22 protein-coding genes and 3 tRNA genes are annotated in these 23,699 nt (G+C 66.0%); 14 read left to right on the plus strand and 11 right to left on the minus strand.

The window, feature by feature from the left end; genetic code table 11:
* Window positions 1-22 precede the first annotated feature (22 nt).
* The 3 genes from AB4Y92_RS07720 to AB4Y92_RS07730 all read left to right on the plus strand — a co-directional run bounded on the left by AB4Y92_RS07720 (window position 23) and on the right by AB4Y92_RS07730 (window position 674).
* Window positions 23-96 (plus strand) — tRNA-Cys (locus AB4Y92_RS07720).
* Window positions 97-148: 52 nt separating this feature from the next.
* Window positions 149-224: transfer RNA gene (locus tag AB4Y92_RS07725), tRNA-Gly, on the plus strand.
* A gap of 363 nt (window positions 225-587) precedes the next feature.
* A tRNA-Leu gene (locus AB4Y92_RS07730) sits at window positions 588-674 on the plus strand.
* A 140-nt stretch (window positions 675-814) separates the two neighbouring features.
* Here AB4Y92_RS07730 and AB4Y92_RS07735 read toward each other — a convergent pair.
* Complete coding sequence (locus AB4Y92_RS07735; RefSeq protein ID WP_441819091.1) at window positions 815-2,692, minus strand: peptidoglycan-binding domain-containing protein; 1,878 nt, start codon at window positions 2,690-2,692, stop codon at window positions 815-817.
* A gap of 17 nt (window positions 2,693-2,709) precedes the next feature.
* Complete coding sequence (locus tag AB4Y92_RS07740; RefSeq protein ID WP_441819092.1) at window positions 2,710-3,795, minus strand: hypothetical protein; 1,086 nt, start codon at window positions 3,793-3,795, stop codon at window positions 2,710-2,712.
* 246 nt (window positions 3,796-4,041) lie between these two features.
* Here AB4Y92_RS07740 and AB4Y92_RS07745 point away from each other — a divergent pair, with 246 nt between their 5' ends.
* On the plus strand, window positions 4,042-4,950 hold the full coding sequence (locus tag AB4Y92_RS07745; RefSeq protein WP_441819093.1) for a hypothetical protein: 909 nt from the start codon (window positions 4,042-4,044) through the stop codon (window positions 4,948-4,950).
* A gap of 122 nt (window positions 4,951-5,072) precedes the next feature.
* Here AB4Y92_RS07745 and AB4Y92_RS07750 read toward each other — a convergent pair whose 3' ends face one another.
* A complete protein-coding gene (locus AB4Y92_RS07750) occupies window positions 5,073-5,738 on the minus strand; it encodes a Crp/Fnr family transcriptional regulator (RefSeq protein WP_441819094.1) in 666 nt (221 codons plus the stop codon).
* 377 nt (window positions 5,739-6,115) lie between these two features.
* Here AB4Y92_RS07750 and AB4Y92_RS07755 point away from each other — a divergent pair, with 377 nt between their 5' ends.
* Window positions 6,116-7,030, plus strand: a complete 915-nt coding sequence (locus AB4Y92_RS07755; protein WP_441819095.1) for an esterase/lipase family protein — start codon at window positions 6,116-6,118, stop codon at window positions 7,028-7,030.
* A 21-nt stretch (window positions 7,031-7,051) separates the two neighbouring features.
* Window positions 7,052-8,029: a lipase secretion chaperone gene (locus tag AB4Y92_RS07760; protein ID WP_441819096.1), complete on the plus strand. Its 978-nt coding sequence runs from the start codon at window positions 7,052-7,054 to the stop codon at window positions 8,027-8,029.
* A gap of 22 nt (window positions 8,030-8,051) precedes the next feature.
* Here the strand turns inward: AB4Y92_RS07760 and AB4Y92_RS07765 are convergent, their stop codons facing one another.
* The 6 genes from AB4Y92_RS07765 to AB4Y92_RS07790 all read right to left on the minus strand — a co-directional run bounded on the left by AB4Y92_RS07765 (window position 8,052) and on the right by AB4Y92_RS07790 (window position 13,988).
* Entirely contained in the window at window positions 8,052-8,552 is a 501-nt protein-coding gene (locus tag AB4Y92_RS07765; RefSeq protein WP_441819097.1) for a DNA-binding protein, read from the minus strand.
* Window positions 8,553-8,562: 10 nt separating this feature from the next.
* Window positions 8,563-9,216: a hypothetical protein gene (locus AB4Y92_RS07770; RefSeq protein ID WP_441819098.1), complete on the minus strand. Its 654-nt coding sequence runs from the start codon at window positions 9,214-9,216 to the stop codon at window positions 8,563-8,565.
* The gene (locus AB4Y92_RS07775) at window positions 9,216-10,823 is read right to left on the minus strand and encodes a substrate-binding and vWA domain-containing protein (protein ID WP_441819099.1); all 1,608 of its coding nucleotides are present in this window, start codon (window positions 10,821-10,823) and stop codon (window positions 9,216-9,218) included. Before AB4Y92_RS07775 ends, AB4Y92_RS07770 begins: the two co-directional genes overlap by 1 nt.
* 81 nt (window positions 10,824-10,904) lie before the next feature.
* Window positions 10,905-12,134: a toxic anion resistance protein gene (locus AB4Y92_RS07780; RefSeq protein WP_441819100.1), complete on the minus strand. Its 1,230-nt coding sequence runs from the start codon at window positions 12,132-12,134 to the stop codon at window positions 10,905-10,907.
* 12 nt (window positions 12,135-12,146) lie between these two features.
* The gene (locus tag AB4Y92_RS07785; protein ID WP_441819101.1) at window positions 12,147-13,274 is read right to left on the minus strand and encodes a hypothetical protein; all 1,128 of its coding nucleotides are present in this window, start codon (window positions 13,272-13,274) and stop codon (window positions 12,147-12,149) included.
* A gap of 150 nt (window positions 13,275-13,424) precedes the next feature.
* On the minus strand, window positions 13,425-13,988 hold the full coding sequence (locus tag AB4Y92_RS07790) for an ester cyclase (protein WP_441819102.1): 564 nt from the start codon (window positions 13,986-13,988) through the stop codon (window positions 13,425-13,427).
* Between the two features lie 114 nt (window positions 13,989-14,102).
* Here AB4Y92_RS07790 and AB4Y92_RS07795 point away from each other — a divergent pair, with 114 nt between their 5' ends.
* From AB4Y92_RS07795 to AB4Y92_RS07815, 5 genes are all read left to right on the plus strand, one after another.
* Window positions 14,103-15,014: a LysR family transcriptional regulator gene (locus AB4Y92_RS07795; protein ID WP_441819103.1), complete on the plus strand. Its 912-nt coding sequence runs from the start codon at window positions 14,103-14,105 to the stop codon at window positions 15,012-15,014.
* Window positions 15,015-15,169: 155 nt separating this feature from the next.
* Complete coding sequence (locus AB4Y92_RS07800) at window positions 15,170-16,153, plus strand: NAD-dependent epimerase/dehydratase family protein (protein ID WP_441819104.1); 984 nt, start codon at window positions 15,170-15,172, stop codon at window positions 16,151-16,153.
* A gap of 213 nt (window positions 16,154-16,366) precedes the next feature.
* A complete protein-coding gene (locus AB4Y92_RS07805) occupies window positions 16,367-16,927 on the plus strand; it encodes a 2-amino-4-hydroxy-6-hydroxymethyldihydropteridine diphosphokinase (RefSeq protein ID WP_441819105.1) in 561 nt (186 codons plus the stop codon).
* Complete coding sequence (locus tag AB4Y92_RS07810) at window positions 16,927-17,643, plus strand: SDR family NAD(P)-dependent oxidoreductase (protein WP_441819106.1); 717 nt, start codon at window positions 16,927-16,929, stop codon at window positions 17,641-17,643. The genes AB4Y92_RS07805 and AB4Y92_RS07810 overlap by 1 nt, the downstream gene beginning before the upstream one ends.
* A gap of 53 nt (window positions 17,644-17,696) precedes the next feature.
* Entirely contained in the window at window positions 17,697-18,152 is a 456-nt protein-coding gene (locus AB4Y92_RS07815; protein WP_441819107.1) for a macro domain-containing protein, read from the plus strand.
* A 95-nt stretch (window positions 18,153-18,247) separates the two neighbouring features.
* Here AB4Y92_RS07815 and AB4Y92_RS07820 read toward each other — a convergent pair whose 3' ends face one another.
* Together AB4Y92_RS07820 and AB4Y92_RS07825 are read right to left on the minus strand one after the other, a co-directional pair.
* Window positions 18,248-18,595 (minus strand): hypothetical protein, encoded by a 348-nt coding sequence (locus tag AB4Y92_RS07820; RefSeq protein ID WP_057943321.1) that lies wholly within the window; start codon window positions 18,593-18,595, stop codon window positions 18,248-18,250.
* A 216-nt stretch (window positions 18,596-18,811) separates the two neighbouring features.
* Entirely contained in the window at window positions 18,812-20,314 is a 1,503-nt protein-coding gene (locus tag AB4Y92_RS07825) for a S8 family serine peptidase (RefSeq protein ID WP_441819108.1), read from the minus strand.
* Window positions 20,315-20,731: 417 nt separating this feature from the next.
* Here AB4Y92_RS07825 and AB4Y92_RS07830 point away from each other — a divergent pair, with 417 nt between their 5' ends.
* The 3 genes from AB4Y92_RS07830 to AB4Y92_RS07840 all read left to right on the plus strand — a co-directional run bounded on the left by AB4Y92_RS07830 (window position 20,732) and on the right by AB4Y92_RS07840 (window position 23,578).
* A complete protein-coding gene (locus AB4Y92_RS07830) occupies window positions 20,732-21,799 on the plus strand; it encodes a diguanylate cyclase (RefSeq protein ID WP_441819109.1) in 1,068 nt (355 codons plus the stop codon).
* Window positions 21,796-22,149 carry a hypothetical protein gene (locus AB4Y92_RS07835; protein WP_441819110.1) on the plus strand — a complete coding sequence of 118 codons (354 nt, stop codon included), beginning with the start codon at window positions 21,796-21,798 and terminating at the stop codon, window positions 22,147-22,149. The genes AB4Y92_RS07830 and AB4Y92_RS07835 overlap by 4 nt, the downstream gene beginning before the upstream one ends.
* Window positions 22,150-22,288: 139 nt before the next feature.
* On the plus strand, window positions 22,289-23,578 hold the full coding sequence (locus tag AB4Y92_RS07840; protein ID WP_441819111.1) for a nucleotide sugar dehydrogenase: 1,290 nt from the start codon (window positions 22,289-22,291) through the stop codon (window positions 23,576-23,578).
* The last annotated feature ends 121 nt before the right edge of the window (window positions 23,579-23,699 follow it).

The following is a 23,699-nucleotide window of genomic DNA, read 5'->3' on the forward strand; positions in this document are numbered from 1 at the left end:
AGGCAGTATGTGTCGCGTCACCGGCCGGGTGGCAGAGTGGTTATGCAGCGGACTGCAAATCCGCGTACGCCGGTTCAATTCCGACCTCGGCCTCCAATTCGAATAGACGATCCGCCGCAAGGCCGGCCGTCTCTTCAACCAGATTTCAGCGGGAATAGCTCAGTTGGTAGAGCACTACCTTGCCAAGGTAGATGTCGCGAGTTCGAGTCTCGTTTCCCGCTCCATCTTGGCGTCGTAAGTTCGAACGCTTCACCGAAATCCGACGCTGTGAAGAAGGGGCCTTCGGCCCCTTTTTTGTTGTCCGCGATTTGGCGGCTTCGTGTTCGCGCGGGCATCCGGGCGTGGGCGGCGACGGCGAGGGTTCGTCGCGAGTCGCGGTTCGAACCGGGCGCTTGCCGGCGAGCGCGATCGACGCAAAGCCTTCCTCCCGCACGGCGGCGCACGTTGCAGCGAAACGGTCGAGTGTTGCTCCGCGAGCACGACAGCGAGATCGGCATGGCGCCGCTACCCACGGCCACGGCCGGCAGCGAGGCGGGGCGCGTCCGGGTTTTGCCGGATAGGCTAAACTAGCCCAGTCACCGCACCGTGCCCGGATGGCGAAATCGGTAGACGCAGCGGACTTAAAATCCGCCGGCCTCGCGGCCGTGCCGGTTCAAGTCCGGCTCCGGGCACCACTAGGCAGTTGCGCCTCCTTAACCTCCCGCATCACGTCCGCGAGTAGGGCGCCAACGCCGGCCACATACGGGCCGATGCGTTGATCGGTGAGCAAATAGACCATTGACTGCGTAGTGGTCGTGATCATCCCGTGGTCCGCCTACATTCGCGGTCCGCGATTGGGATCGTCCGGGTTGCGCTGTGCCGCTTCCTGCGTTAGTTGCTGATCGCGCTGCTGATTGAACGCCTGCGTTTCGCGCAAGGTGTCTTGCATGGCCGGCAGTGGCTCGGAGAGCGATACACCGGTATGGAAGCCAGGGGTGTGCGCACCCACCCAAAGTTTGCCGTTGGCGACGCCGACCGGACCGATGCTCTCCGCGTCCGTTATGCCGTTGCGTTTGGCCGCGAGCATCGCCACCGCTACTGTTTCGTCTGGCACGTGGGCCGCTACATTCTCACGAATTTTCGTGAACATCGCTTGATCGCCCGGAGACAACCGAACGGCGTCAACCACGAGCTCCGCCTTGGCGGGCGCTGCCGACGATCCAGCCGTAGGCGCGACGGGCGCTGGCTCTGGCGCACGCGGCGTCGTCTGCCCCGGAGCCGGCGCGGCCACATTGGGCGGCGGCGTTTGGCTCGCGTCGCGCGGATCGGCTGCTGCACTTGGATCGACGCGCGCCGCGATATTTACATTGGCGACAAAGTCACGCGCTGGCGCAGCTTGCACCTGATCTGCAGTTCGCTGGACGATCGCCAAACCGGCCTGCGTGTTGATTGCGGCCAGCGTCTGTCGGTCAGCTACGCCATTGACGTGATCCGCTCCGTGCCAGAGTTGGAACGCTTGCACTGCGCGCTCTGTTTCGGGACCGAATACGCCGTCGGCCTTGATCGGCTGCTTGAGGTGATCGTTGATGCCCAGGTGAATCAGGCTCTCCTGCAGCTTGGCTACTTCCGGGCCGCGTTCGCCGATCTTCAGCGCGTCGTCCGACAATGGGCCTCGAACTTGCGGTGCATGGTATGCGTGAGGCTTGCCGGAATGGGCGTTGGCATGCAGGTAATTCGGCAGACCGTTTTGATCGGTTTGCATCCAGTCGTTTCGATATCCGGGAGACTGGAATTGCTGGCCGATCTTGTTGATGTCCTGCGCCGCTATTACGGCCTCAGCGTGTCGGCGCAACGCCGTCAGCGTAGCTATATCCGCGCTGCCAGTTACAGGCAAGTCGTTCAGATTTTGATACGTGGATACGGCTTCACGGGTGCGTTTTCCATAGTCGCCATCGGCGTCTAGTGTTCTGCCTTGAGCGTCAAGCACGCCCGCCAACTTCAGGTTCTCCTGAAGCGCCCGAACCGCCAGATTGGCGTCGCCTGGACGCAATTCGCGCTCGATGGGAAGCTTATACGGAATGCCTTTGAACCGATCTTCGACTACAAGAATTTGATTCAGTCCATCGCGATTGATTGCGATATCGTTGTAGTAATCGAAGTTGGTGGTTCCGTTCGCGTCCGCTCGTGAATCTGCTTTTTCTATAACGGCGACGGCGCCGCCATAGCCCGCGATATGCCGGGCCTTGAGGAAGCCTGCAATGTGCTCTTCAGAGTCGCCCTCTTTGAGATGGTTGTCTCTGATCGCCTGACGATACGCTGCGTCGCTATTGGTCTTGAAAGCTTGATCTTGTAGTTCTGGCGACTGCTTAAACGTATCGAGGTTCAGTCCCCCTTTCCAGTTCGCCGGATCTTCAAGGAACTTCGTCATGCCCCCTGTTTTCGCCCATTTCCATTCGCTTGAATAGCCAGCCATGGCCTCGCGAAGCTTGGTTCGATCAACGAGCCCGGCATCGGCAAGCCAACTTGCGCCTGCCTGATAACGACCGAAATACCCTTCTTTATTCTTGATGGCCAGGTCGCCGCCATTGCTCTCGGTCAAGACCGTGGAAGCCACCAGCCTGCGGGTCATGTAGTCGCTTAAGCCGGCGATATTTCCCTGGCTATACTGATTTGCGGTTAAGACCGCCCGTTCTTGGCATGCCGTCGCTGCCATGTTCATCCTTCCTTGGTTCAGTCGCTGACCTTAATTTTGCATGCACTTTCGGTCATTTCTTTCATGGGCTTGTTGCGGCTCAACTTGAACACTGTAGCGCCAGGAGAGTACTTGCCTCCGTCCTCCTGTGCAGCCTGAACGTAGACATGGCTACCTTGGGCTAGGGCCAACTCAAAAAACGCACCTTCGCCGGCCCCTCCCTGCGCATCGGGTCCGGCTGAGCAATGCTCCGCTATCTGTTGGATTTGAACGCTCTGTCCAACCTGTTTTCTCAAAATATCCGAGTAGTCGCTGGAGAAGTAAAATTTCCGAATGGCTATGGAGTCCACATACTTCTTGTCGCCGAATAAGGTGATCGAGGATTCCCCTTCATTCCCGCGAACTTCGTCGTAGTCAGCGCCTGTCTTTCCATTGGGAAGATCGTTTTCCCCAAACCCGAGAAGAAGTACTTGCCCCGTTCGAGAGTAACGATCCGGCAGAAATTGTTTGGGTGCAGGGTCAATCCATTTGACCCTCGAAAGCAGATCGTACTCAGCCCAATCGTTGCCTTTAGCCGTTGCGTAGAACTCCACGACCTCTTGCAGGTCGCTCGTAGCCTCCGATCTGGCTGGTGGCGCGTTGGGCTTGGTGTTCGCTTTAACATCAGTCTCGACCTGAACGTCGGAGCTCGTGACGGTGCCTTCGCAGGCTGTCAGGCTTAGAGCCGCCAATGCGGTCATTGCTACAGTGTGTTTGATCTTCACGGCTTCTGACTCTGGAGTTGAAATTTCGGGCAAGGTCGCCGCTGCGGGGCGCTGTTGAATAAAGGGCCTGCGCCGCGCCTGTTTCTGGCTCTGCACCTGCGGCAATGGTCCGAGTTGTCGCCGCGTTTGCTCGTTGATTTTAGCCAGGTCTCGATAAAGCACCTCGTTGCACGCCCTTTCGATCAAGTCGTAGGGTGGCTTTTGTGGAGGATGTGAGTTGCTCATTAACTGTCCTTGTTGATGATTTGGCGCGTCAATGTGCCATTTTGGTGGAGCAGAAGGCAGTCGGTTTTCGCACTGATGGGTGCGCTTAAAACAAGCATCCATCAGTTTCCAAGATTCAGTCAATAGCATGCCCATGATGCTTTTGGCCTTGCTTCACTCGCCCATCGAATCGTGATTTCGTTTCGCCATTCGAATGGGGGCGTTGGTCCAACGAAGCCAATGGGCACTCGACTTGATGATCGCAGCTAGATCGCGCCATTGTTATTGTTGCGCCGCTTGGCTGTGCGGCGATTTGTCCCCCGCACTCCATCGTTCACGCCAACCGCCTCCCGACGTTTCGTTCCCCATCAGCCCGGCGATTCACGCCTGGGGAGACATCCGGTGGGAAACAAGAATTCGAATCAGGCGGGTTCATCCAAGCAAGACCTTCTCGTCAGTTTGCTCAACCTTTCCGGCCCAGGCCGGACTGCTGCCGATGAGGTGACATTGGCTGGCGTGCTGGCCTACATGCAGGAATATGATCCCGAGCACTGGAGGTGGGGCAAGGGTGTGGCTCTATCGGAACGGTTCATCGCCAAATATCGCCGGGTGGAAGAGCTGACCGCAGAGATCGGTATGAGCGGGAACCGTCGAATCGAATTGCTTCGTGCGGCATTCGATCGCTTCGACGACGGGATCCGTCTGGCGAACGCAGGGATTCGCAAGCCGAACCTCGCGCAAGCGGCGAGCGGACCGGTGGTGCGGGAGCGCGAGGCTGCGAGTTCGCGCAATCATTCGCGCGATGTGCTCACGAATATGGAAAGGTTGATCGCCGATCCGCACAGCTTGTTGAATATCGGCGGCCGTTCCCGCGAGGAACTCACGGCGTTGTCGGAGGCCGAACTGGACAATCTGGTGCGGATGGATGCGAGATTCGTCGAAAAAACGCAAGGCCTGTGGGATCCGAGCCTGAGCGGGCTTGGCGCTGCGCAGCGCTGCATCGACAAGAACTATCGCCCGGGCCTGGTCGGAGTGGGCGAGAGCAATGCCGAGCCGCTCGCCGCGCTGGAGCGCGGGCGAAGGCTGGCCGATATCGCGATACACCGGGGTTTGAAAATCGACGAAGATCCCGGCAGCGATCGCACGATCCAATTGTTCGCGCAGACCGCGCTCAATATCGATCTGGCGATGAAAGGCCGCGGCACCATGACCGGGCGCGGCGCGTCCACGCTTACGGAAAATACGATGAACTCATCCGACGGCCACGCCGCCGGCGGTCTTCAAGCGCAGATGGGCCGCTTCAAAAGTTGATCCCTGGGTTGCTTCGGAACTCAAGCGGTGCATCGGTTTTTCAGCGCCCCGGTGGGCGCCGATCCCGGGCGAGTCGGACCGGTCGCGAAATCGGTGGCGGACTGCTCGCGGCCCAGCCGCGTTCACAACGTTTCCCGCCCGATCGCCTTGAGCTTCTCCATCGAGGCGATGACGATGCGCCGGTATTGCAGATCGATCGCGCCCAATGCCGCCAGGGCTTTGAGTTCCAGCGACAAGGTCTGGCGGGTGACGCCCAGCATCATCGCCAGCGTGTCGTGAGTGATCGCGATCGATCGTCTTTGCGAGCCCGCGCCCAGATCGGCGTCGCCGCGCGCCAGCCGCTGCAGCCGCCGCGCCAGGCGCGCGCGCGTCGTGCGCAGGTTGGCGTCGTCCATGAAGGCGAACGCGCCGCGGATGTGACGCGCCTGCAACAGGGCGATCGCGCGGGCGAAACTGGCGCGTTGCATCAGCCGGTCGAACAAGGCCGTGTCCGCCCGCAGCAGTCGGCTGGGTTCGGTGGCGCAGATGTCGTGAGTGCGCGGCAAGCCGTCCACCATGCCCACTTCGGCGAACCAACTGCCGGCTTCGATCAGCACCAGGATCGTCTCGTGGCCGTCGGTGTGCAGGGTCGAGGCCTTCATCGCGCCGGACACCACGCCGTAGAACCCTTCCGGCGATTCGCCTTTGCGGAAGACGAACTGGCCCGTGCGCAATTCCACCGGTTCGCTTTCGCACAGCAAGGTTTCGCGATCGCCCGGATCGAGCATGGCGAACCAGGACTTGGGCATGATCGGGAAGGGGGATGCGACGCGCGTCGCAGTCGCGCCCTCCGGCGGGCCGGGCGGGTGAGGATTGCAAGATAGATTGCGGTGCATCCGGAACGGTCCCGATAGGCTGCGAATCGGCCGCACTGACTGCCCGTTGCCACGCGATCCAGGCGAAGGCGGGCCAAGTGCGGCCGCACGGTATAGCTTGGCGGCGCCTTAGGCCGCGTTCCGGGCGATGGCGCACAGTCCCGGCCGCGAGGCGACATCGACAGGCCATGCCGCGGTGCCTTCCGTGCGTCCGCGTTGCGAGTCCGCTCGCAGCGCATCGTTCGCCGACCGCCCATTCATGGCGGCGCGACGACGGCGCACGGTCCATTCCCCCGCCCGTGGAGATGATCATGTCGAAAAATGTCTTACTGAATCTGACCGCCGCGCTGGTTCTCGGCCTGGCCATGGCGGCGCCCGCCGCGGCCGCCGACGACTACACCAAGACCAAGTACCCGATCGTGCTGGTGCACGGTTTCGCCTCCTCGGACCAGGTGCTGGGTTTCAGCACCTTCTACAACATTCCCGACGAGCTCAAGTCCGGCGGCGCCACGGTGTACGCGGCGAAGCTGTCGGGCTTCAATTCCGATGAAGTGCGCGGCGAGGAGTTGATCAAGTACCTCGATAACCTCAAGGCGGTGCACGGCTACGCCAAGTTCAATCTGGTCGGCAACAGCCAGGGCGGGCTGAGCACGCGCTATGTCGCCGCGGTGCGGCCGGATCTGGTGGCCTCGGTCACCACCGGGCATACGCCGCATGCCGGCGCCGCGCCCGCGGACCTGATCGGCGCTGCGTTGCCGGAAGGCTCGCCGCTGCGACCGATCGTGGCCGGCGTCATCAACGCCTTCGCCTCGCTGATGGGCGGCGAAGCCGACGCGCTCGCCGCGTTGCGCCAGCTCAGCTCGGCCGGCGCGGCCGATTTCACCGCGCACTATCCGCAAGGCAAGCCGGCGACGGCGTGCGGCAACGGCGCGGCGGTGGTCAACGACGTGCGTTACTACTCCTTCGGCGGCGTGGGCGTGTCCACCAATCTGCTCGATCCGACCGACCTGGCCGCCGGCGCCGGCAGCCTGACCTACCTGGGCCGGCCCAACGACGGCGTGGTCGGGCAATGCTCGTCGCATTGGGGCGAGGTGCTGCGCGACGACTACAACTGGAACCACTTCGACTCGGTCAACCAGACCTTCGGCCTGCGCTCGGTGTTCTCTTCCGATCCGGTCACGGTGTACCGCGCGCACGCCAATCGCCTGAAGAATCTGGGGCTGTAAGCGATGCGAGGCAGGATCGTCTTGCTCGCTGTCGCGATCGCGGCCGGCGGACTGCTGTGGTGGGGCGCCCAAGGCAGGGCGCCCCATCTCGCCACGACTCAGGCGCGCGGGGATGCGGTGGTCGATGAATCGGCGGCTGAGACCGCGCCGGTGCAAGGCGAAGCCGCGGCGGCGATAGCGGCCGCAACGGCGCGGGATTCGCTGCGCGGGACCGCCGCCGACGGCGCCGTGCACGTCGACGCCAAGGGCCGTCCCGTCGCCGATCGCGAGCTGCGGCGTTTGTTCGACTATTTCATCAGCCGCATCGGCGAGCGCAACGAGCAGCAGATCCGCGCGGACCTGCTCGCCTATCTGAGCGCGCGCCTGGATCAGGGCGCGGTGGCGCAGGTACTGGCGTGGTTCGATTCGTATGTGACCCTGCAACGCAGCGCCTCGACGCTGGCGGGCGAAGGCGGCGATCCGCGCGCCGCGGTCGCGCGCCTGCGCAGTCTGCGTGCGCAGCGCATGGGCGAGCAGATCGCGCAGGCGTGGTGGGGCGATGAGGACCGTTATCTCGATTACACCCTGGCGCGCGAGGACCTGCTCGCCGACACCAGCCTGAGCGCGGAGGAACGCGCGCGCCGGCTCGGCGAACTCGATCAGAGCCTGGACCCTTCGCGGCAGGCGTTGCGCCGCGAGGAAGACGCGGCGCAGCGGACCCTGACGCAGAGCGAGGACTACATCCGCCGCGACGTGCCGGCGGCGCAGCGTTACGCCGAGCGCGAACACGAGTACGGCACCCAGGCCGCGCAGCGTTTGGCGGCGCTGGATCAGCAGCGCGCCGCCTGGGATGGCCGTTTGCGCGACTACGCTTCGGCGCGCAAGAGCATTCTCAGCGATACGCGCCTGTCGCCGGCCCAGCGCGAATCGCGATTGAGCGAATTGCTGGCGCATCGCTTCGATGCCACCGAGCGCTTGCGCGTGGATGCGCTGGCCCGCAACGATCTGTTGCCGCGCTGATCGGGTTAGCGCCGGGTCCCGCTCAGTCCTGCGAACTGTCGCCGCGCGCACGCGCGGCGCTGTCGCGGCGGTAAGCATTGCCGAGCACCGGCGGCGCGGCGATCTCGCCGCCGCGTTGCGCCAGGGCCGCTTCGCGTCGGTCGAGTTCGGCCTCGCGCCGGCGCAGTTCTTCCGATTGCGCGGCGTGGCGTGCGGTCACCGCGTCCATCGCCAGGTCCAGCGCCTGCAGCCACAACTGGCGCAGCGGCGCGGGCACGTCCTCGGCCAGCGGCGCGAACTGCAGGCGCGTGGCGAGCCCGGCATAGAACTGGCGCAGCATCGGATGCAGGCGATTGGGCGAACCGCGGCCGTAGACGGTGCGCAGGCTTTCCACGGTCGGCTGCACGCCCGCGCGCAGCAGGCGCCAGGCGATGTCGTCGAGTTGCGCCTGCTCCAGCGGCGCGCGCATCGGCGCGCCCGGCAACAGGCCTTCGCCGATCAGTTCCTCGCGGATCTTCCACAGCGCATTGTCTTCGGCCGGCATCGGCGGTCTCCTAGGCGAGCTCGAACGCCGACTTGGCGTCGAACTTTTCCTTGAGGAAGCGCTCGCTGACGATCAGCGATTCGGCGTCGCCGGCGAAGGCATCGCGCGAGATGCGCTTGAGCGATTCGTCCAACAGCTGCAATTGCTGCGACAAGGTCTGCGCCGCGGTGCGGCCGTCCTTGAGCGCCTGGGTCTTGGCGAAGATCGGCGGCAGTTTCAGGTAACCGGAGAGCATGTCCGGCAGATAGCGGCGCAGGGTTTCCTGCACGGTGAAGGCGGCCTGCGCCGACATCGCTCCGGAGCGCTTGAGCTCGCTCAGCCGCGGCAGCAGTTCTTCCAGGGTCTGCTGGATATTGCGCAGGCTTTCCAGCGCGGCCGGCGGCATGTGCCGGGCCACTTGCTTGACCAGCCGTTGCAGATGTTCGACCAGGGCCTCGCCGGATATTTCGGTTTGCACGATCGACTCGGCCAGCGTGCTGCGCGGCCAACCCAGAGCGCCGACGCCGTACAGGCCCAGCACGATCAACGGCCAGCCGCGATCGATCACTCCCGCGAACAACAGCCCCAGGCCGAGCAGACCCAGCACGCAACCGGCGATGTTGCGATTGCTGTACAGATACAGCCGCAACTTCTGCATCGGCGTCGGCGCGATCAGATCGTTCATCACTGGTATCCGCGGATGTCCTTGAACACCAGGGTCAGCGACTTGGACTTGGCGTCGAATACCTTGCCGCCGGTGGCTTCGGCCAGCGCGCTCATTTCCTTGACGTCGGCGTCGCCGAACAGGATCGGGAACACCCGGATCGAGCGCAGGCTTTCGTCCTGCGCCGCGTGCCAGGCGAGGAATTCGCTCAGGCCGCTGCCTTCGGTGTTCTCGCCGTCGCTCATCAGCACCACGGTGTAGTAGCGCGGTTGCGGGTTCTTGCGTTTTTCCTCGGCCAGTTCTTCCAGCGCCTTGCGCACGCTGTCGAAGATCGCGGTGCCGCCGTCGGGCTGCATCGGCGCGACCGCCGCGCCGATCGCCTTGAGCGTGGCCTCGCTGCTTTGCGCGCTGTCGCCCATGTCGAACAACTGCGTCTGTTCTGGATGGCTGGAGAACGGCAACAGGCCGACGCGTTCGCGTTTCTGAAAGCGCGCGTAGCGGCCGCTGAGCGAGGCGGCTTCGGCGCCGGCCAGGGTCGCCATCGCCGCCTTCATCGCCTCGATGCGGCCGTCGTTGGCCATCGAGCCGGACAGGTCGAGCACGTAGCGCGAACTGGCCGGGATGCGCACGTCGGCGAGGAAGCCTTCCAGCAGTTGTTCGATCACCTGCGGCTGGCCGGGGAAGGGCAGCTCGATCAGCGTGCGCTTGGGAATGGCCGCGGCGGCGGTCGCGTCGGGGTTTACCGGGCGGCGCAAGGTCGCCTCCGATAAGCGCGTCTGGAACGCGGTCGAGCGCAGGAACGCGATCAGCTTGTCGTAGTCGGCGCGCTTGCCGGCCTGCAGCAGCATCAGCGGATAGTCGGCGGTGACGATGCCTTCCTTGGGGTACACCAGCACCAGCGGCTCGGACAGCTTGCCGTCGCGGTTGAGGCTGAGCAGCACCGATTCGTAGTTGATCAGGCCATCGACCTTGGCCTGATCGCGCACGTAGGCCTCGGCGAGCCAGCCCGACGAGCCCGAGGTCATGCGCTGGCCCTGGAAAAACGCCTTGAGCGTGGGATTGGCGACATCGGCCTGGGTCAGCGCATCGGGATTGGACGCCAGCGCCGAGGCGATGCCGATGAGCGCGGTGAAGCCGGTGTTGCTGGAGGTCGGGTTGGTCATGCCGAAGCTGAAGCGGCCGCTGCGCGAGGCTTCGGCGATGTCCTTCCAGGTCGGTTCGCTCGTGTCCCAGCCCAGTTCGCGCGCTTTCGATGCCTTCACTCCCAGCACCACCGGCGACAGCATCACTTTGTCCTGCGCCAGCAGCCGTTGCTTGAGCGCCGGGTTCATCGCCAGGTACTTGCCGTGGCTCACCCACACCGCGTCGAAATTCTCGCCGGCGTTGAGGCGGTCGATCGCATCCAGGGTGCCGGCGTAGGTGAAGTGCAGCTTGACCCCGGTGGCCTTGCGGATGTCTTCGGACAACTGCGTTTCCACGTCCTTCAATTCCGAGCCGGCCAGCACGGTGAAGGCGTCGGCCGCGGGTCGGCTGTCGTCGCCGGCATTGGAGCCGCCGCCGCCGCCGCCGCACGAGGCGAGTGCGAATACGGCGAAGGCGAGCAGGGCGTTACGCATCAGTCGGATCATGGTCGCGGCCATCCTGTGGCGGTTCCGGCCGGAGCCGGAGTGACGGTGCAATGTGGGTTCGGTGCCGCCATCGGCCGCGGCTTACAGCGCCACCGGCCCGCTCACCGCCGGCACGCTGTGCTTGACCGCCGCGATCGCCTCGCGTTCGCGGTTCATGCGCGCCTCGCCGGTGGCGATCAGACCGCGCAGTTGTTCGATGTTGGTGCCCATCGAAGCGATCGACTTGCTGCGGAACTCGTCCATGCGGTCGAGCGCGGCGAAGGTGGTGTCGAAGGCGGTCTGCAGGGTCTGCACGCCGATCAGCGGATTGGACTGGAACTCGGCGACGCGGTCCACGTGCTGGCCGAACTGGGTCGAAGTCGAGGTGATCAGGCCTTCGATCGCCTTCGAGCTGGACTTCAGAGCGTCCATCACCTGGATCTGATAGCCCTGCGCGCGCGCCAGCGTGGCGGCGATCGACAGGCTCGACATACCGATGGTGGCCATGCGGTCGCAGCCGTTGCGCAGCTCGCGCCCGGTCTTGCGCAGGCCTTCTAGCATCTTGTAGCCGTTGATGCACACCAGGATCTGGGTCTTGATATCAACGCTGGCCTGGCGCACGTAGAACAGCACTTCCTGTTCGACCGCCTTGGCCCGCGCCGGGTCGGTGGCCTTGAGCGAATCCAGCGCGGTGGAAAGGCGCGTGTCGAGCTGTTCGGCGAACACGTCCGCGGCCTTGAGCTTGGTCATGGCCTCGAGCAATTTCTGCATGGTGGCGTACAGCGCCTGATCGTCGCGCGCCAGTTCGTCCTGCACGCCGTACAGATTGTCGATGGTCTTGCGGATCGATTCGCCCGCCGAGTCGAAACGTTGCAGGTAGGCGCGCAGTTTGTTGCCGAACGGAATCAGGCCGAGGATCTTGTAGGCGCTGAACAGGTCGCCTTCGTTGGCCGGATTGAGGTCTTCGAACAAGATGCGCATCTGGCTCATCACCTTGAACGCCGGGCTGTCGGCGTCGGAGATGAAGTTCTTGTCGAGGAACTTGTTCGTCAGCAGCGTGCTGTCGCCGATTTCCTTGCGCCCCAGGCGGAACGCGCTGTCCACGCGGCTGCGGAAATCTTCCGAATGCGGGTCCAGCGCCAGCAGGTCGGCGATGAACTGGTCGGCCTGGGTCAGCACCTGTTGCTGGGTTTCGTCCTTGAACGGAATCATCGCCGCGGCCTGATCGGGCTCGCGCACGGCGATCGCCGGTTCCGGCATTTCCAGAGTGAGCGGCGCGACCGGGTCGGCCAGCGTCTGCGCTTGCGGTTCTTGCTTGACGTCGCTGTTCATCAGGGCGTTCCTTCAGTGGCCGAGCTTGGTTTCGATGCGGCTGATCATGCGTTCGAGGATGTCGTAGGTCGGCGGGTCGACCACATCCACCAGCGATTGCGGCACCTCGATGCCGCGCGCCTTCGCGTCGTTGAACAAGGCCGCGTTGTCGGGCCCGCGCAGGCCGTAGCGCGCGGCGATCGCCTGCACCTTGGGATTGCGTTCGAAGGCTTCCGCGAAGCGCGCGCCCTTGTCGTTGAGGGCGACGATGGTGTGCTTGGTCAGCACGGTCGGCTGCGGGTACAGCAGCACCATGTCCGGGTCCACGCTCTTGTGCTTGAACGCGTACTCCAGGAACTGCTGCTCGTAGATCATCACCAGCGGCGACTTGCCCATCTTCATCGTCACGTAGTCCTCGAACGGACCGGACGAACTCGATTCCTGATAGCCCTGCTTGGAGAACAGATGCACCAGCCGGTCGGCGACCTGATCGGCGCCGGCCTCGTTGGCGACCACGTCGTCGCCGTTGGCCAGATAACTGGCCAGGGCCAGGTACATCGCCGCCGAGTTGCTGGTGCGCACATCGGTGCTGGTGATCAGCACCGACTTGCTGACCGAATAATTGGGATTGGGCTGCAGATCCTTCCAGCGCGTGCCTTGCTCCATCAGCGCGACCAGCTTGCGCATGTCCACGATGAAATAGGCGTTGCCTTTCTTGCCGACGATGCCGTTGGCTTCCAGGGTCGGCAGCAGCGGTTTCCAACTGGCCACCGTCATCGGTGTGTAGTAGCTGTTGAACACGCGGCGCGAACCGGTGGCCGCGGCGATCTTGCGCGCCGCCGCGGCGCCGGCCGGGTAGGCGGCGTCGAAGGTCTTCAGATCGGGGCGGGTGGCGATTTCGCGCGAGCCGGCTTTCTGCACGTCGAGCACGATGTTGTCCGCGAGCAGGGCCTGGGCCAGTTCGGGATCGCGCAGGAATTCGAGCTTTTCCGAACCGGTGAGCACGCGCACGGTGATGCGGTTCGCGGCGGCGGCCTGGGCTTGATCGGCCGCGGCGGCGGCGCGATCGCTGTCGCGCTTGCCGCTGAAGGACAACACGATGCCGATGACGACACCGGCCAGCAACACCACCGCCAGAGCGGGGCCGAGGATCTTCCTCATCTGTGGATCTCCTTATGCTGGCGCAAGCGTATGGGCTATGTATGACCTATGTTTGACAGCGCGGCGCCGTTCGTCGGGCCGGGGTTGGGGGCGAGCGCCGGGCCGGGTGGGCACCGGCGCCGGCTTGGCGTCGCTATCGAGGCGAGCGGCTCAGCGACTGTCGCCGAGCACGCCCAGTTGTTTGAGCAGCGCGAGGTTGTCCTCGATATGCCAGTTCTCATCGATACGGTCGCGGCCGATGCGGTAGATGTCGGTGGCGACGAAATCGATGGTTTGGCCACGGCCCTGGGTATCGCCGAAGCGGCCGGTGAAATGGCCGCCGAAGCGCAGGTGCACGATCGCGCGATCGCCGGCCACGATCAGTTGCTCGATCTGGCAGCGCAGATCGGGGATGGCTTGCCGCATGGTTTTGGAGGCCTGCAGCGGCCCGTCCACGCCCTGGACGCGGCCGGCCGGCAAGGTGCGATCGATGAAGTCCGGCGCCAGCGCGGCCCGGGCCAGCGCCGGGTCGCCGTTGTTCCAGAAGCTGGCGTAGCGGCGCGCGGCCAGGGTGCGCGCGGCCACTGCCGGGGTAGCGATCGGCGTATCGGTGACGATCCTGGCCGGCTGCAGCAGGGGCTCGGCAACGGGTTCGGCCGTGGCCGCCCGCGCGGCGGGCAGGGCCAGGGCGAGGAGGACGGCGAGGGCGGCGGGACGGGAAAGCGGCGAGGGCATGGGCGGGCTCCGTAAGACGGTTGGGACGGGAAGCCCATGTTCAGTCAACGATCCGCGTTGAAATACCGCGCCAATGCCCAGGTACTATTTCCATAAAGCGAACAGTGGCCGCCGATGATCGACAACCTGCCCAACCTGCTGGCCTTCGACCGCATCGTCCGCGCCGGCAGTCTGTCGGCGGCGGCGCGCGAGCTGGATCTGTCGCTGGCGGTGGTCAGCAAGCGGCTGACGCAACTGGAGTCGGCGCTGGGCGTGCGCCTGCTCCAGCGCACCACCCGCCGCCAGACCCTGACCGAGGAAGGCCGGCTGCTGCATGCGCAAGTGGTGCGCATCCTGGCCGAGGTCGAAGCGGCCGAAGCGCTGATGTCGCAACAGCGCGCCAGCATCGGCGGCCTGCTGCGGATCACCGCGCCGCACGATCTGGGGCGGCGCTGGATCGCGCCGATCCTGGCCGACTTCCAGCGCCTGCATCCGCAACTGCGGGTGCAGTTGCAGCTCAGCGACGCCTTGGTCGATCTGGTCGGCGAAGGTCTGGACATGGCCGTGCGCTTCGGCAGCCTGGCCGATTCCAGCCTGATCGCCCGGCCGCTGGCGCCCAATCACCGCGTGGTCTGCGCCGCGCCGGCGTATTTGCGCGAACACGGCGAACCCGCGCATCCGGCCGATCTGATCCGCCATCGCTGCATCGTCATCGGCGATTCGCCCAGCGCGGAATGGCGCTTCATCGGCGACGAGCCGGTCAGCGTGCGCATCGACGCCGGACTGGTCAGCAACGATGGCGGCGTGGTCCTGGCCTGGGCGCTGGCCGGCGCCGGCATCGCGCTGAAATCGATCTGGGACGTCGGCGACGATCTCGCCGCCGGCCGCTTGCGCCGCGTGCTGCCGGACTACGCCGCCGCCGCCGCGCCCTTGCATGCGATCTATCCGCACAGCGCGCATCTGGCGCCGCGGGTGCGGGCGTTCGTCGAATACCTGCGCGAACGCTTGCAGGCGGCGTGGCGATGGGAATCGCCGCCCGGCGCGTGAGCGGCAACGCGGCATCGGCCGCGCCCGCGGTTGTGACACTTGTACATGGCCGCGTCCGGCCTCGCCTTGTAACCTAGCCGCATCCCACCGCCCTGGCGCCGGCGCTGACCCGCAGCGGCGGCGCGGCCGGTTTCGCAGATCATCGAGCACGCAGCATGACCCTCCTCGTCACCGGCAGCGCCGGCCACCTGGGCGAAGGCCTGATGCGCCGCCTGCGCGCGCAATCGCGCCAGGCGCGCGGGCTGGACATCAAGCCGTCCGCATTCACCGACCTGGTCGGCTCCATCGCCGATCGCGATTTCGTCGCCGAGGCCATGCGCGGCGTGCGTTGCGTGATCCACGCCGCAACGCTGCACAAGCCGCACGTGGCCACGCACAGTTACCAGGACTTCATCGACACCAACCTCACCGGCACGCTGACCCTGCTGCAGGCCGCGCTGGCCGCGGGCGTGGAGTCGTTCGTGTTCACCAGCACCACCAGCGCCTTCGGCGCGGCGTTGACGCCGGGTCCGGGCGAGCCGGCGACCTGGATCACCGAGCAGGTCGCGCCGATTCCGAAGAACATCTACGGCACCACCAAGATCGCCGCCGAAGGCCTGTGCGAGCTGTTCCATCGCAAGCACAAGCTGCCGGTGCTGGTGCTGCGCACCTCGCGTTTCTTTCCCGAGGACGATGACGACGCCTCGGTGCGCGAGGTGTTCGAATCGGCCAACGTCCAGGCCAACGAGTTGCTGTATCGCCGCGCCGACATCGACGACGTGGTGCAGGCGCACCTGTGCGCGATCGAGCGCGCGCCGGCGCTGGGCTTCGGCCGCTACATCGTTTCGGCGACCACGCCGTTCTCGCGCGAGGATCTGCCCGCGCTCAGCCGCGACGCCGCCGCCGTGGTCGAACGCCTGTTCCCGGACTGCAGAGAGTTGTACGCGGCCAAGGGCTGGAAGCTGTTCGCGCAACTCGACCGCGTCTACGTCAACGACGCCGCGCGGCGCGACCTGCACTGGCAGCCGCGTTTCGGTTTCGGCTACGTGCTCGATTGCCTGCGCGCCGGCCTGGATTTCCGCAGCGCGCTGGCGCATGAGGTCGGGGTGAAGGGTTACCACGCGCAGCGCTTCGACGACATGCCGTATCCGGTGGGCTGAGCCGGGGCAGGGCGGTCGCGGCGCCGGACAGGAGAAATCCAGGTCAGGCGGCTAGAATGCGGATCGGAGCGATCGTGCGGCCCGCCGCCGCGATCGCGCGATATTCGAGCGCTTTCGCCCTCTGGGGCGAAGCGCGCGCAACCAGGAGCGCTGGGCCATGGAATCCGATCCGCCGATGAAACACCGCCGCCGCGCGGCGCGGGCCCGAGGCGCATGAGCTGGATCGCGCTGATCTGCCTGGGCGCCAGCGACGGCGCGCGGGTCGAGAACCTGCTCGACGCCGCGGCGTTGCTCGCGGCCGATGCCGAGGTCGCCGGCGTGCGCGCGGTGTCCGAGGTGTACGGCGATCGCCATCGTCCGCATCGCGGCGGCGCCACGGTCAATCTGATGCTGGCGCTGGAATACACGGCGGCGCCGGCGATCGACGCCCTGGAGCGCCGCTTCAAGCGCCTGGAAGCCGATTTCGGCCGCGAACGCGATCCGCGCCGGCAGATGCCGGTGCCGCTGGACATCGATCTGCTCGGCGGCATCGACACCGCGCCGCAGTGGCAGACGCGTTACGACCCGGGCCGGCCGTATCTGTTTCATGGCTTGCAGCAGTTGGCGCTGCCCGCGTTGCAGAGCGAACTGGCCGCGCTGGCGCAGCAGCGCGGGTTTCGCGCGGAACAAAACGCTACCGGCTTTTACAGCTTCGCCAGCGCCGGTTTCGTGCAGCGTTATCTGCGCGAACACGCCGGCCGCACGGCGAGCGCATCGCAACGGGAGACCGGCTGATGTCGCAACGGATCACCTTGGTTACTGGCGCCTCGCGCCGCATCGGCCGCGCCATAGCCGAGGCCTGCCTGACCCGCGGCGAGCGCGTGGTCGCGCACCGGCGCAGCGCGGACAGCGTCCCGGAGCCGTTTTGCGCGCCGGTGCTGGAGTGGTGCTGGGACATGAACGAACCGCTGCCGGCGTTGCCGGAGGCGGACATCACCGACGTAGTGTTGAGCGCGTCGCTGTTCGAACGCGGCTACGCCTGGGGCGCGCTCGGCGCCGCCGACGGCGGCCCGGGCCGGATCGAGGAAGAACGCGAACGCCTGCAGCGGCATCTGCGCGTGAACCTGCTGGCGCCGTGGGAACTGGTGGTCAGCCTGCACGCGCGCCGGCCGCTGCGTTCGGTGGTGATGTTGCTCGACACCTATCTGGACCGTTCCTTCGCCGGCCATTCGGCCTATCAGGTCAGCCGCGCCGCCGGCGCCGGCATGGTCCGCGCACTGGCGGCGGAGTTGTCGCCGTGCCGCGTCAACGCCGTCGCGCCCGGGACCGTGCTGCCGTCGGTGCGCGACCCGGCCGAACGCGCCGAACAGGAAGACGCGATCGCCGCGCGCACGGTGCTCGGACGCATGGGCTCGGTCGAAGATGTGGTCGAAGCGGTGCTGTATCTGCGCGATGCGCCTTATGTCACCGGCGAGATTTTGCGGGTGGATGGGGGGCGGTTCAAAGTTTGATCGACGCGGTTTCGCGCCGTGCATGTATCGATACGTATAGATCAAGGAAGACCATGAAGATCGTCCAGGGCGATTTGTTGCGACTCGCGGCCGACGGCCGTTTCGATGTAATCGTGCACGGCTGCAATTGCCAGTGCCAGATGGGCAAGGGCATCGCCCTGACCATAAAACGAAGGTTCCCGGAGGCGTATCGCGCCGATCTGACCACCGAGAAGGGTGTGCGCGACAAGCTTGGCAGTTACAGCCAGGCGAGAGTGAGCGAAAACGGTCACGAGTTCGTGATCGTCAATGCGTACACCCAGTTTCATTGGCGCGGCGAAGGCGTGCGTGCCGACTACGAAGCCATCGCCAAGGCGATGCGTTCGATCGCGCGGGAATTCCACGGCCGCCGCATCGGCTATCCGCTGATCGGCGCTGGGTTGGCGCGCGGCGATTGGAACACGATCGCGGCGATCATCGACGAAGCGCTGGCCGGCGAAGACCACACTCTGGTCGAATTCGACGGCTGATCGCATCGCTTCCAGACGAACGCACTCCCGCCGTTGTCCGGCGGGAGTGTGGAGTAACGGTTTTTCACCTTACTGGCGACGCGCTGGCCGCGATCTCAAGCCCTGGCGACCAGCTCAGCCACGCGCCGCTGAAAATACTGACGCGCCGCCTGCGCATTGCTGCGCGCGCGTTCCCAGGCCGAACGCGCCGCGTCCTGGGCATGTTCCCAGTCCAGCGCCGAACCCAGGCGGATGCGCTGGTAGCGTTCGCTCAGATCCAGCAGCGGATCGTCGAAGTCGCGATCGGGATGTTCCAGGTGCGCGGAAATACCGACGTAGAACGCCGGCGCATAGTCGCTGAAGTGCAGTCCGTCGCGGTAGAACTCGGCATCGCGGTAGTGAATGGCCCAGTAACTCAGCCCAGGTGTGGTCGGAGTGGGGCGGCCTTGCAAGGTGGTCGTCATCGCTCTGGCTCCGCATGGGAACCCCTGTGCCTGAATGGTGCCGGAGGCAGACGTTAGCTGTACGTAAACGCGATATCGGGTTTTCGGCAGTGCAAACTGCGTCGCATCTTGCTTGCGAAATCGCTCCGTCTCGCTTGACCGCTGCGCTTGCATTCGCCGAATTCGGCAAAAAAAGCCCCGGCATCGCGCCGGGGCCATGAGCGTGCGCAGCTTCGTTCAGGGAACTTGCGCCGCGGCCACCGCCGCGTTGGCGTCGATCAATCCCGGGCCGCAACCGCCGGGGCATTTGGCGGCGATGATCGGCCGCGCGGTGCTGGTCAGGATGGTCTGCACCTGCGCGGTGGTCAGCGCCGGCTTCACCGATTTCATCAAGGCGACCACGCCGGCCACGTGCGGCGCGGCCATCGAAGTGCCCTGATAGAAGTCGTAGCCGTTGCCGTCGATGGTGGACAGCACACCGTTCTGCAGATGGTTCTGCGTGCACTTGCCGCTGGTCGATTCGCCCAGCGCCAGGAACTCGGTGGCCGGCGAACAGGTTTCGCCGCCGGGCGCGGTGATGTCGATGCCGGTGCCGTAGTTCGAGTACCACGCGCGGTTGCCGTTGATGTCGCTGGCGGCCACGGTGATGGTGTTGGGACAACTGGCCGGAGTGAAGCCGGCGACGTCGGTGTTGCTGTTGCCGGCGGCGACCACCACCACCGCGCCGTTGTTGGTCGCGGCGTTGATCGCGTCGCGATAGGTCAGCGTCTGGCTGCAGGCCTGCGCGCCGCCGAGCGAGAGATTGATCACGTCGGCCGGATTGGCGTTGGCCGGAATGCCGCTGATGCTGCCGCCCGATGCCCAGACGATGCCGTCGGCGATGTCCGAGGTCTGGCCCACGCCGCCGTTGCCGAGCACGCGCACCGGCAGGATCTTGGCCTCGCGCGCCACGCCGGCCACGCCGAGGTTGTTGTTGGTGACCGCGGCGATGGTGCCCGACACATGCGTGCCGTGTTTGATGTTGGACGAATCGGTGGCGTTGTTGTCGCGGCCGTTGCCGTCGTTGCCGCCGCCGCAGTTGTAGGGCAGGCCGGCGAACAGGCACGCCAGCCCCAGGCCGTTCACCGAGGCCACGAAGTCGTAGCCGGCCAGGAGGTTGGCGTTGAGATCGGTATGGCTCAGATAGCCGCTGTCGACCACCGCCACCACCACGCCGGCGCCGCTGGAGCGGTCCCAGGCGCCGGGGCCGTTGATGCCGACCGCGCTGGTGGCGTAATGCCATTGCTCGTTGTAGCGCGTGTCGTTGGGGATCAACTGCGTGCGCATCATCAGATCGGGTTCGACGTATTCCACCGCCGGATCGGCGGCGATGCGCTTCATCAGCGCCAAGGCATCGACGCGATCGAGGCGGCGATCGGCGCGGATCACGTCGGCGCCCAGCGACATGCGGCGCACATGCGCCAGACCCAGCCGCGGTTGGCCGGCGGCGGCCGAGGCAGCGGCGGCGCGGGAGAGCGCTGCGTTCAGACTCGCGGCCTCGACGCGCGCACGGCTGCCGCTGCGGTATTTGACGATGAATTGATCGTACTGGCCGGCCGGTTCCAGGCCGTTGGCGTTGACCACGCCGGCGCCGGCGGGCGCGGCGCATAAGGCGGCGAGCGCGGCGGCGGTGGCGATGGCGAGCGGGCGACAGGCCCGGGCGGCGCGGCCGCTGACGAGCGGCCGGGAAGCGGAGCGCATGGATGAGTGCGACATCGGCGAAGCCCTCACGTTGATAGGCCGCTGGCAGCGGCGGAAGGGGCGGGCCCTCGCGGTGCGGCGCGATCGTGTCGCCGGGTGGAGCGCCCGGGTCCAATGTAGGCGTCGCCCGTGCCCGGATGCAGGCAGTGGCCGCTACAAAAAGCATGTGAATTGGTGATGCCCCGCACCGTTCCGGCGCGCAGGCACATTGCGCTTGCGCTGTGCTTTTCGGCGCGAGAAAGACCGGGTCGATGCGGTCCGGTGCAGTGCGCGTGCCCTTACGATTCCATCGCCGCCGGCCTTGCCCGGGCCGCCGCCAAGCGCGGCGCTTGCGCATCGGCCTGGGCTCGCGCAGGGTATGCACGACCCGCCGCAGATCCTTGCGGCGCCTGCCTCGACAGTCCGCGGGGAGTGTGCGTGACGGCAACCACCGACCGCCCGTTGGACCCGGCCAGCGCCAGCGAACACCTGCGCTTCGTGCGCCGTATCTATCGGATGCGGACCCTGGGCCTGGGGGTCGGATTCTTCGCCGTCGCCGGTGTGCTGTACGAAGACGGCGCGCCGTGGTGGCTGTGGGCGGTCCTGTTCGCCAACGGTTATCTGTGGCCGCCTCTCGCCTATCTGCTGGCCTCGCGCAGCGGCGATCCGGAATACGCCGAGTACCGCAACCTGGTCATCGATTCGGCGATGGGCGGCGTGTGGATCGCGGTCATGCAGTTCGACGTGGTGCCCAGCGCCTTGCTCGCGGTGATGCTGTCGGCGGACAAGATCGGCGTCGGCGGCTGGCGCTTCTTCGCCCGCACCGGGCTGACCCTGGTCGCGACCTGCCTGAGCACGTGGGCGATCCTGGGCTTTCCGTTCTCGCCCGACAGTTCGATGCCGGTGATCCTGTCCAGCCTGCCTTTCATGCTGGTCTATCCGCTGGCGATCAGCAGCGCGGCCTACGGGCTGGCGCGCAAGGTGGTGCGGCAGAACAAGCAACTGGCCCACATCAGCCGCACCGATCCGCTGACCGGCCTGCAGAACCGGCTGCACTGGGACGATTCGGCGACCGCGACCATGACCCACTGCGCGCGCGCCGGCAAGGACGCGGCGCTGGTCCTGATCGACGTGGACCGGTTCAAGGAAATCAACGATTACCACGGCCATCTGATCGGCGACGCGGTGCTGCGCCGGGTCGCCGACAGCCTGCACGCCATCACCCGCCTGACCGACACCGCCAGCCGCATCGGCGGCGACGAGTTCGCGCTGATCCTCATGGACACTGGACGCGACGATGCGGCGGCGATCGCCGAGCGCGTGCGCAAGAGCATCGAGGACGCGCGCTTCGATGAGGCGCCGGCGCTGCGTTGCACGGTCAGCATCGGCGTGGCGTCGACCGGGCCGAAAACCATCAGCGCGGCGATGTGGATGCGCCATGCCGACGCCGCCTTGTACCGGGCCAAGCAGTTGGGCCGCAACGCGGTCGCGGTGGCGGCCGAATGAGCGGGCGCGCGCCCGATGCCGGCGGCGAGGCCGCGCCGCCGTGGACCTCGTGGGCACCCGAGGGCGGCTGGGAGCGCTTCGCCGCGCGGCAGGCGGTGTCGGACGCGATCTGGGACAGCGTGTCGGAAGAGGGCGGCCAGTGGCATTACCTCAATCCGGCCGGCGGCCTGTCGATCTGGGAATGCAGCGCCGACGGCAGCGCGATCCTGATCGACTACCGCGACGATCGCATCGTCGCCCTGCAGACCAACGGCGGCGCGGCGCAGCGGCATTTCCTCGCGGTCGCCGCGCCGTTCGGCCTGTTGGAGCAAGCGCCGGCCGATGCCATGCCCGGGCCCGGCTTGAAATAGCGTCCGCCGGGCTCGCGCCCGGGGTGCCGATACGCGAACTGCGCCGCCGGTATTTGCCAGCGCGCGACGCCGCTCTCTAGAATCCCCGCACCGGTGGTCCGGGCCGCCCCGGCGCCCGCTCCCGACATCAGGGCAGGGCATGGCGCAGTACGAAAGCAGTTTCGCGCAAGCGCGCATCGGCGTGATCGGGCTGGGCTATGTCGGCCTGCCGCTGGCGCTGGAGTTCGGCAAGCGCTACGACACCGTCGGTTACGACATCAATGCCGTGCGCGTGGCGCAGCTCAGCGTCGGCGAGGATCATCATCGCGAGAACAGCGCCGAGGAGATCGCCGCCGCGGTCCGGCTGCGTTTCAGCGCAAGCCTGGAAGATCTGGCCGATCGCGAGGTGTACGTGATCACCGTGCCCACGCCGATCGACGAACACAAGCGCCCGGACTTCAATCCGCTGATCCAGGCCAGCCGGGCCCTGGCCGGATTGCTGAAGCGCGGCGACACGGTGATTTACGAATCCACCGTCTACCCCGGCGCGACCGAGGAAATCTGCATTCCCGAACTCGAGCGCAGCTCGGGTTTGCGCTGCAACGAGGATTTCTTCGTCGGCTACAGCCCGGAGCGGATCAACCCGGGCGATCGCCAGCGCCGCCTGGTGGACATTCCCAAGGTCACCTCCGGCTCGACCCCGGAAACCGCCGACCGGGTCGATGCCTTGTACCGCAGCATCATTCCGGCCGGCACCCACAAGGCCTCCAGCCTGCGCGTGGCCGAGGCGGCCAAGGTCATCGAGAACACGCAGCGCGACGCCAACATCGCCTTGATCAACGAATTCGCGCTGATCTTCCAGAAGCTCGGCATCGACACCACCGAGGTGTTGGAAGCGGCCGGCAGCAAGTGGAATTTCCTGCCGTTCCGGCCTGGGCTGGTCGGCGGCCACTGCATCGGCGTGGACCCGTACTACCTGATCCAGAAAGCGCAGAGCGCCGGTTACTACCCGGACATCCTGCTGGCGTGCCGGCGCATCAACGACTCGATGGGCAGCCATGTCGCCGCCGAAGTGGTCAAGCGCATGATCCAGCGCGGCATCGCCCTGGCCGGTTCGCGGATTCTGATCCTGGGCATCACCTTCAAGGAAAATTGCGCTGACCTGCGCAATACCCGAGTGATCGATCTGGCGCGCGAGTTCGGCGAATACCGCGCCCAGGTCGAGATCCACGACCCCTGGGCGCACGCCGAGGAAGCGCGGCGCGAGTACGGGGTGGACATGGTCGAGCGGCCCGAAGCCGGCGTCTACGACGCGATCGTGCTGGCGGTGGCGCACGAAGAATTCCGCGCCCTCGGCGCCGCCGGCGCGCGCGCCTACGGTAAGCCCGGTGCCTTGCTGTACGACATCAAGAGCCTGTATCCGCGAGATGAGGTGGATGCGCGGTTGTAGGGATGGGGCTGAGGACGGTCCTTCGGGCCGTCATTGCCGAGGATGCAGGCTGGGTTTGCCGTAGAAGCCGTGGGCTGCGAGCCTTCAGCGCGCACCTCCAAGACCGTCATTCCCGCGAAGG

Origin of the sequence: Lysobacter sp. TAB13 (genome assembly GCF_052113885.1) — a bacterium.
GTDB lineage: Bacteria > Pseudomonadota > Gammaproteobacteria > Xanthomonadales > Xanthomonadaceae > Lysobacter > Lysobacter gummosus.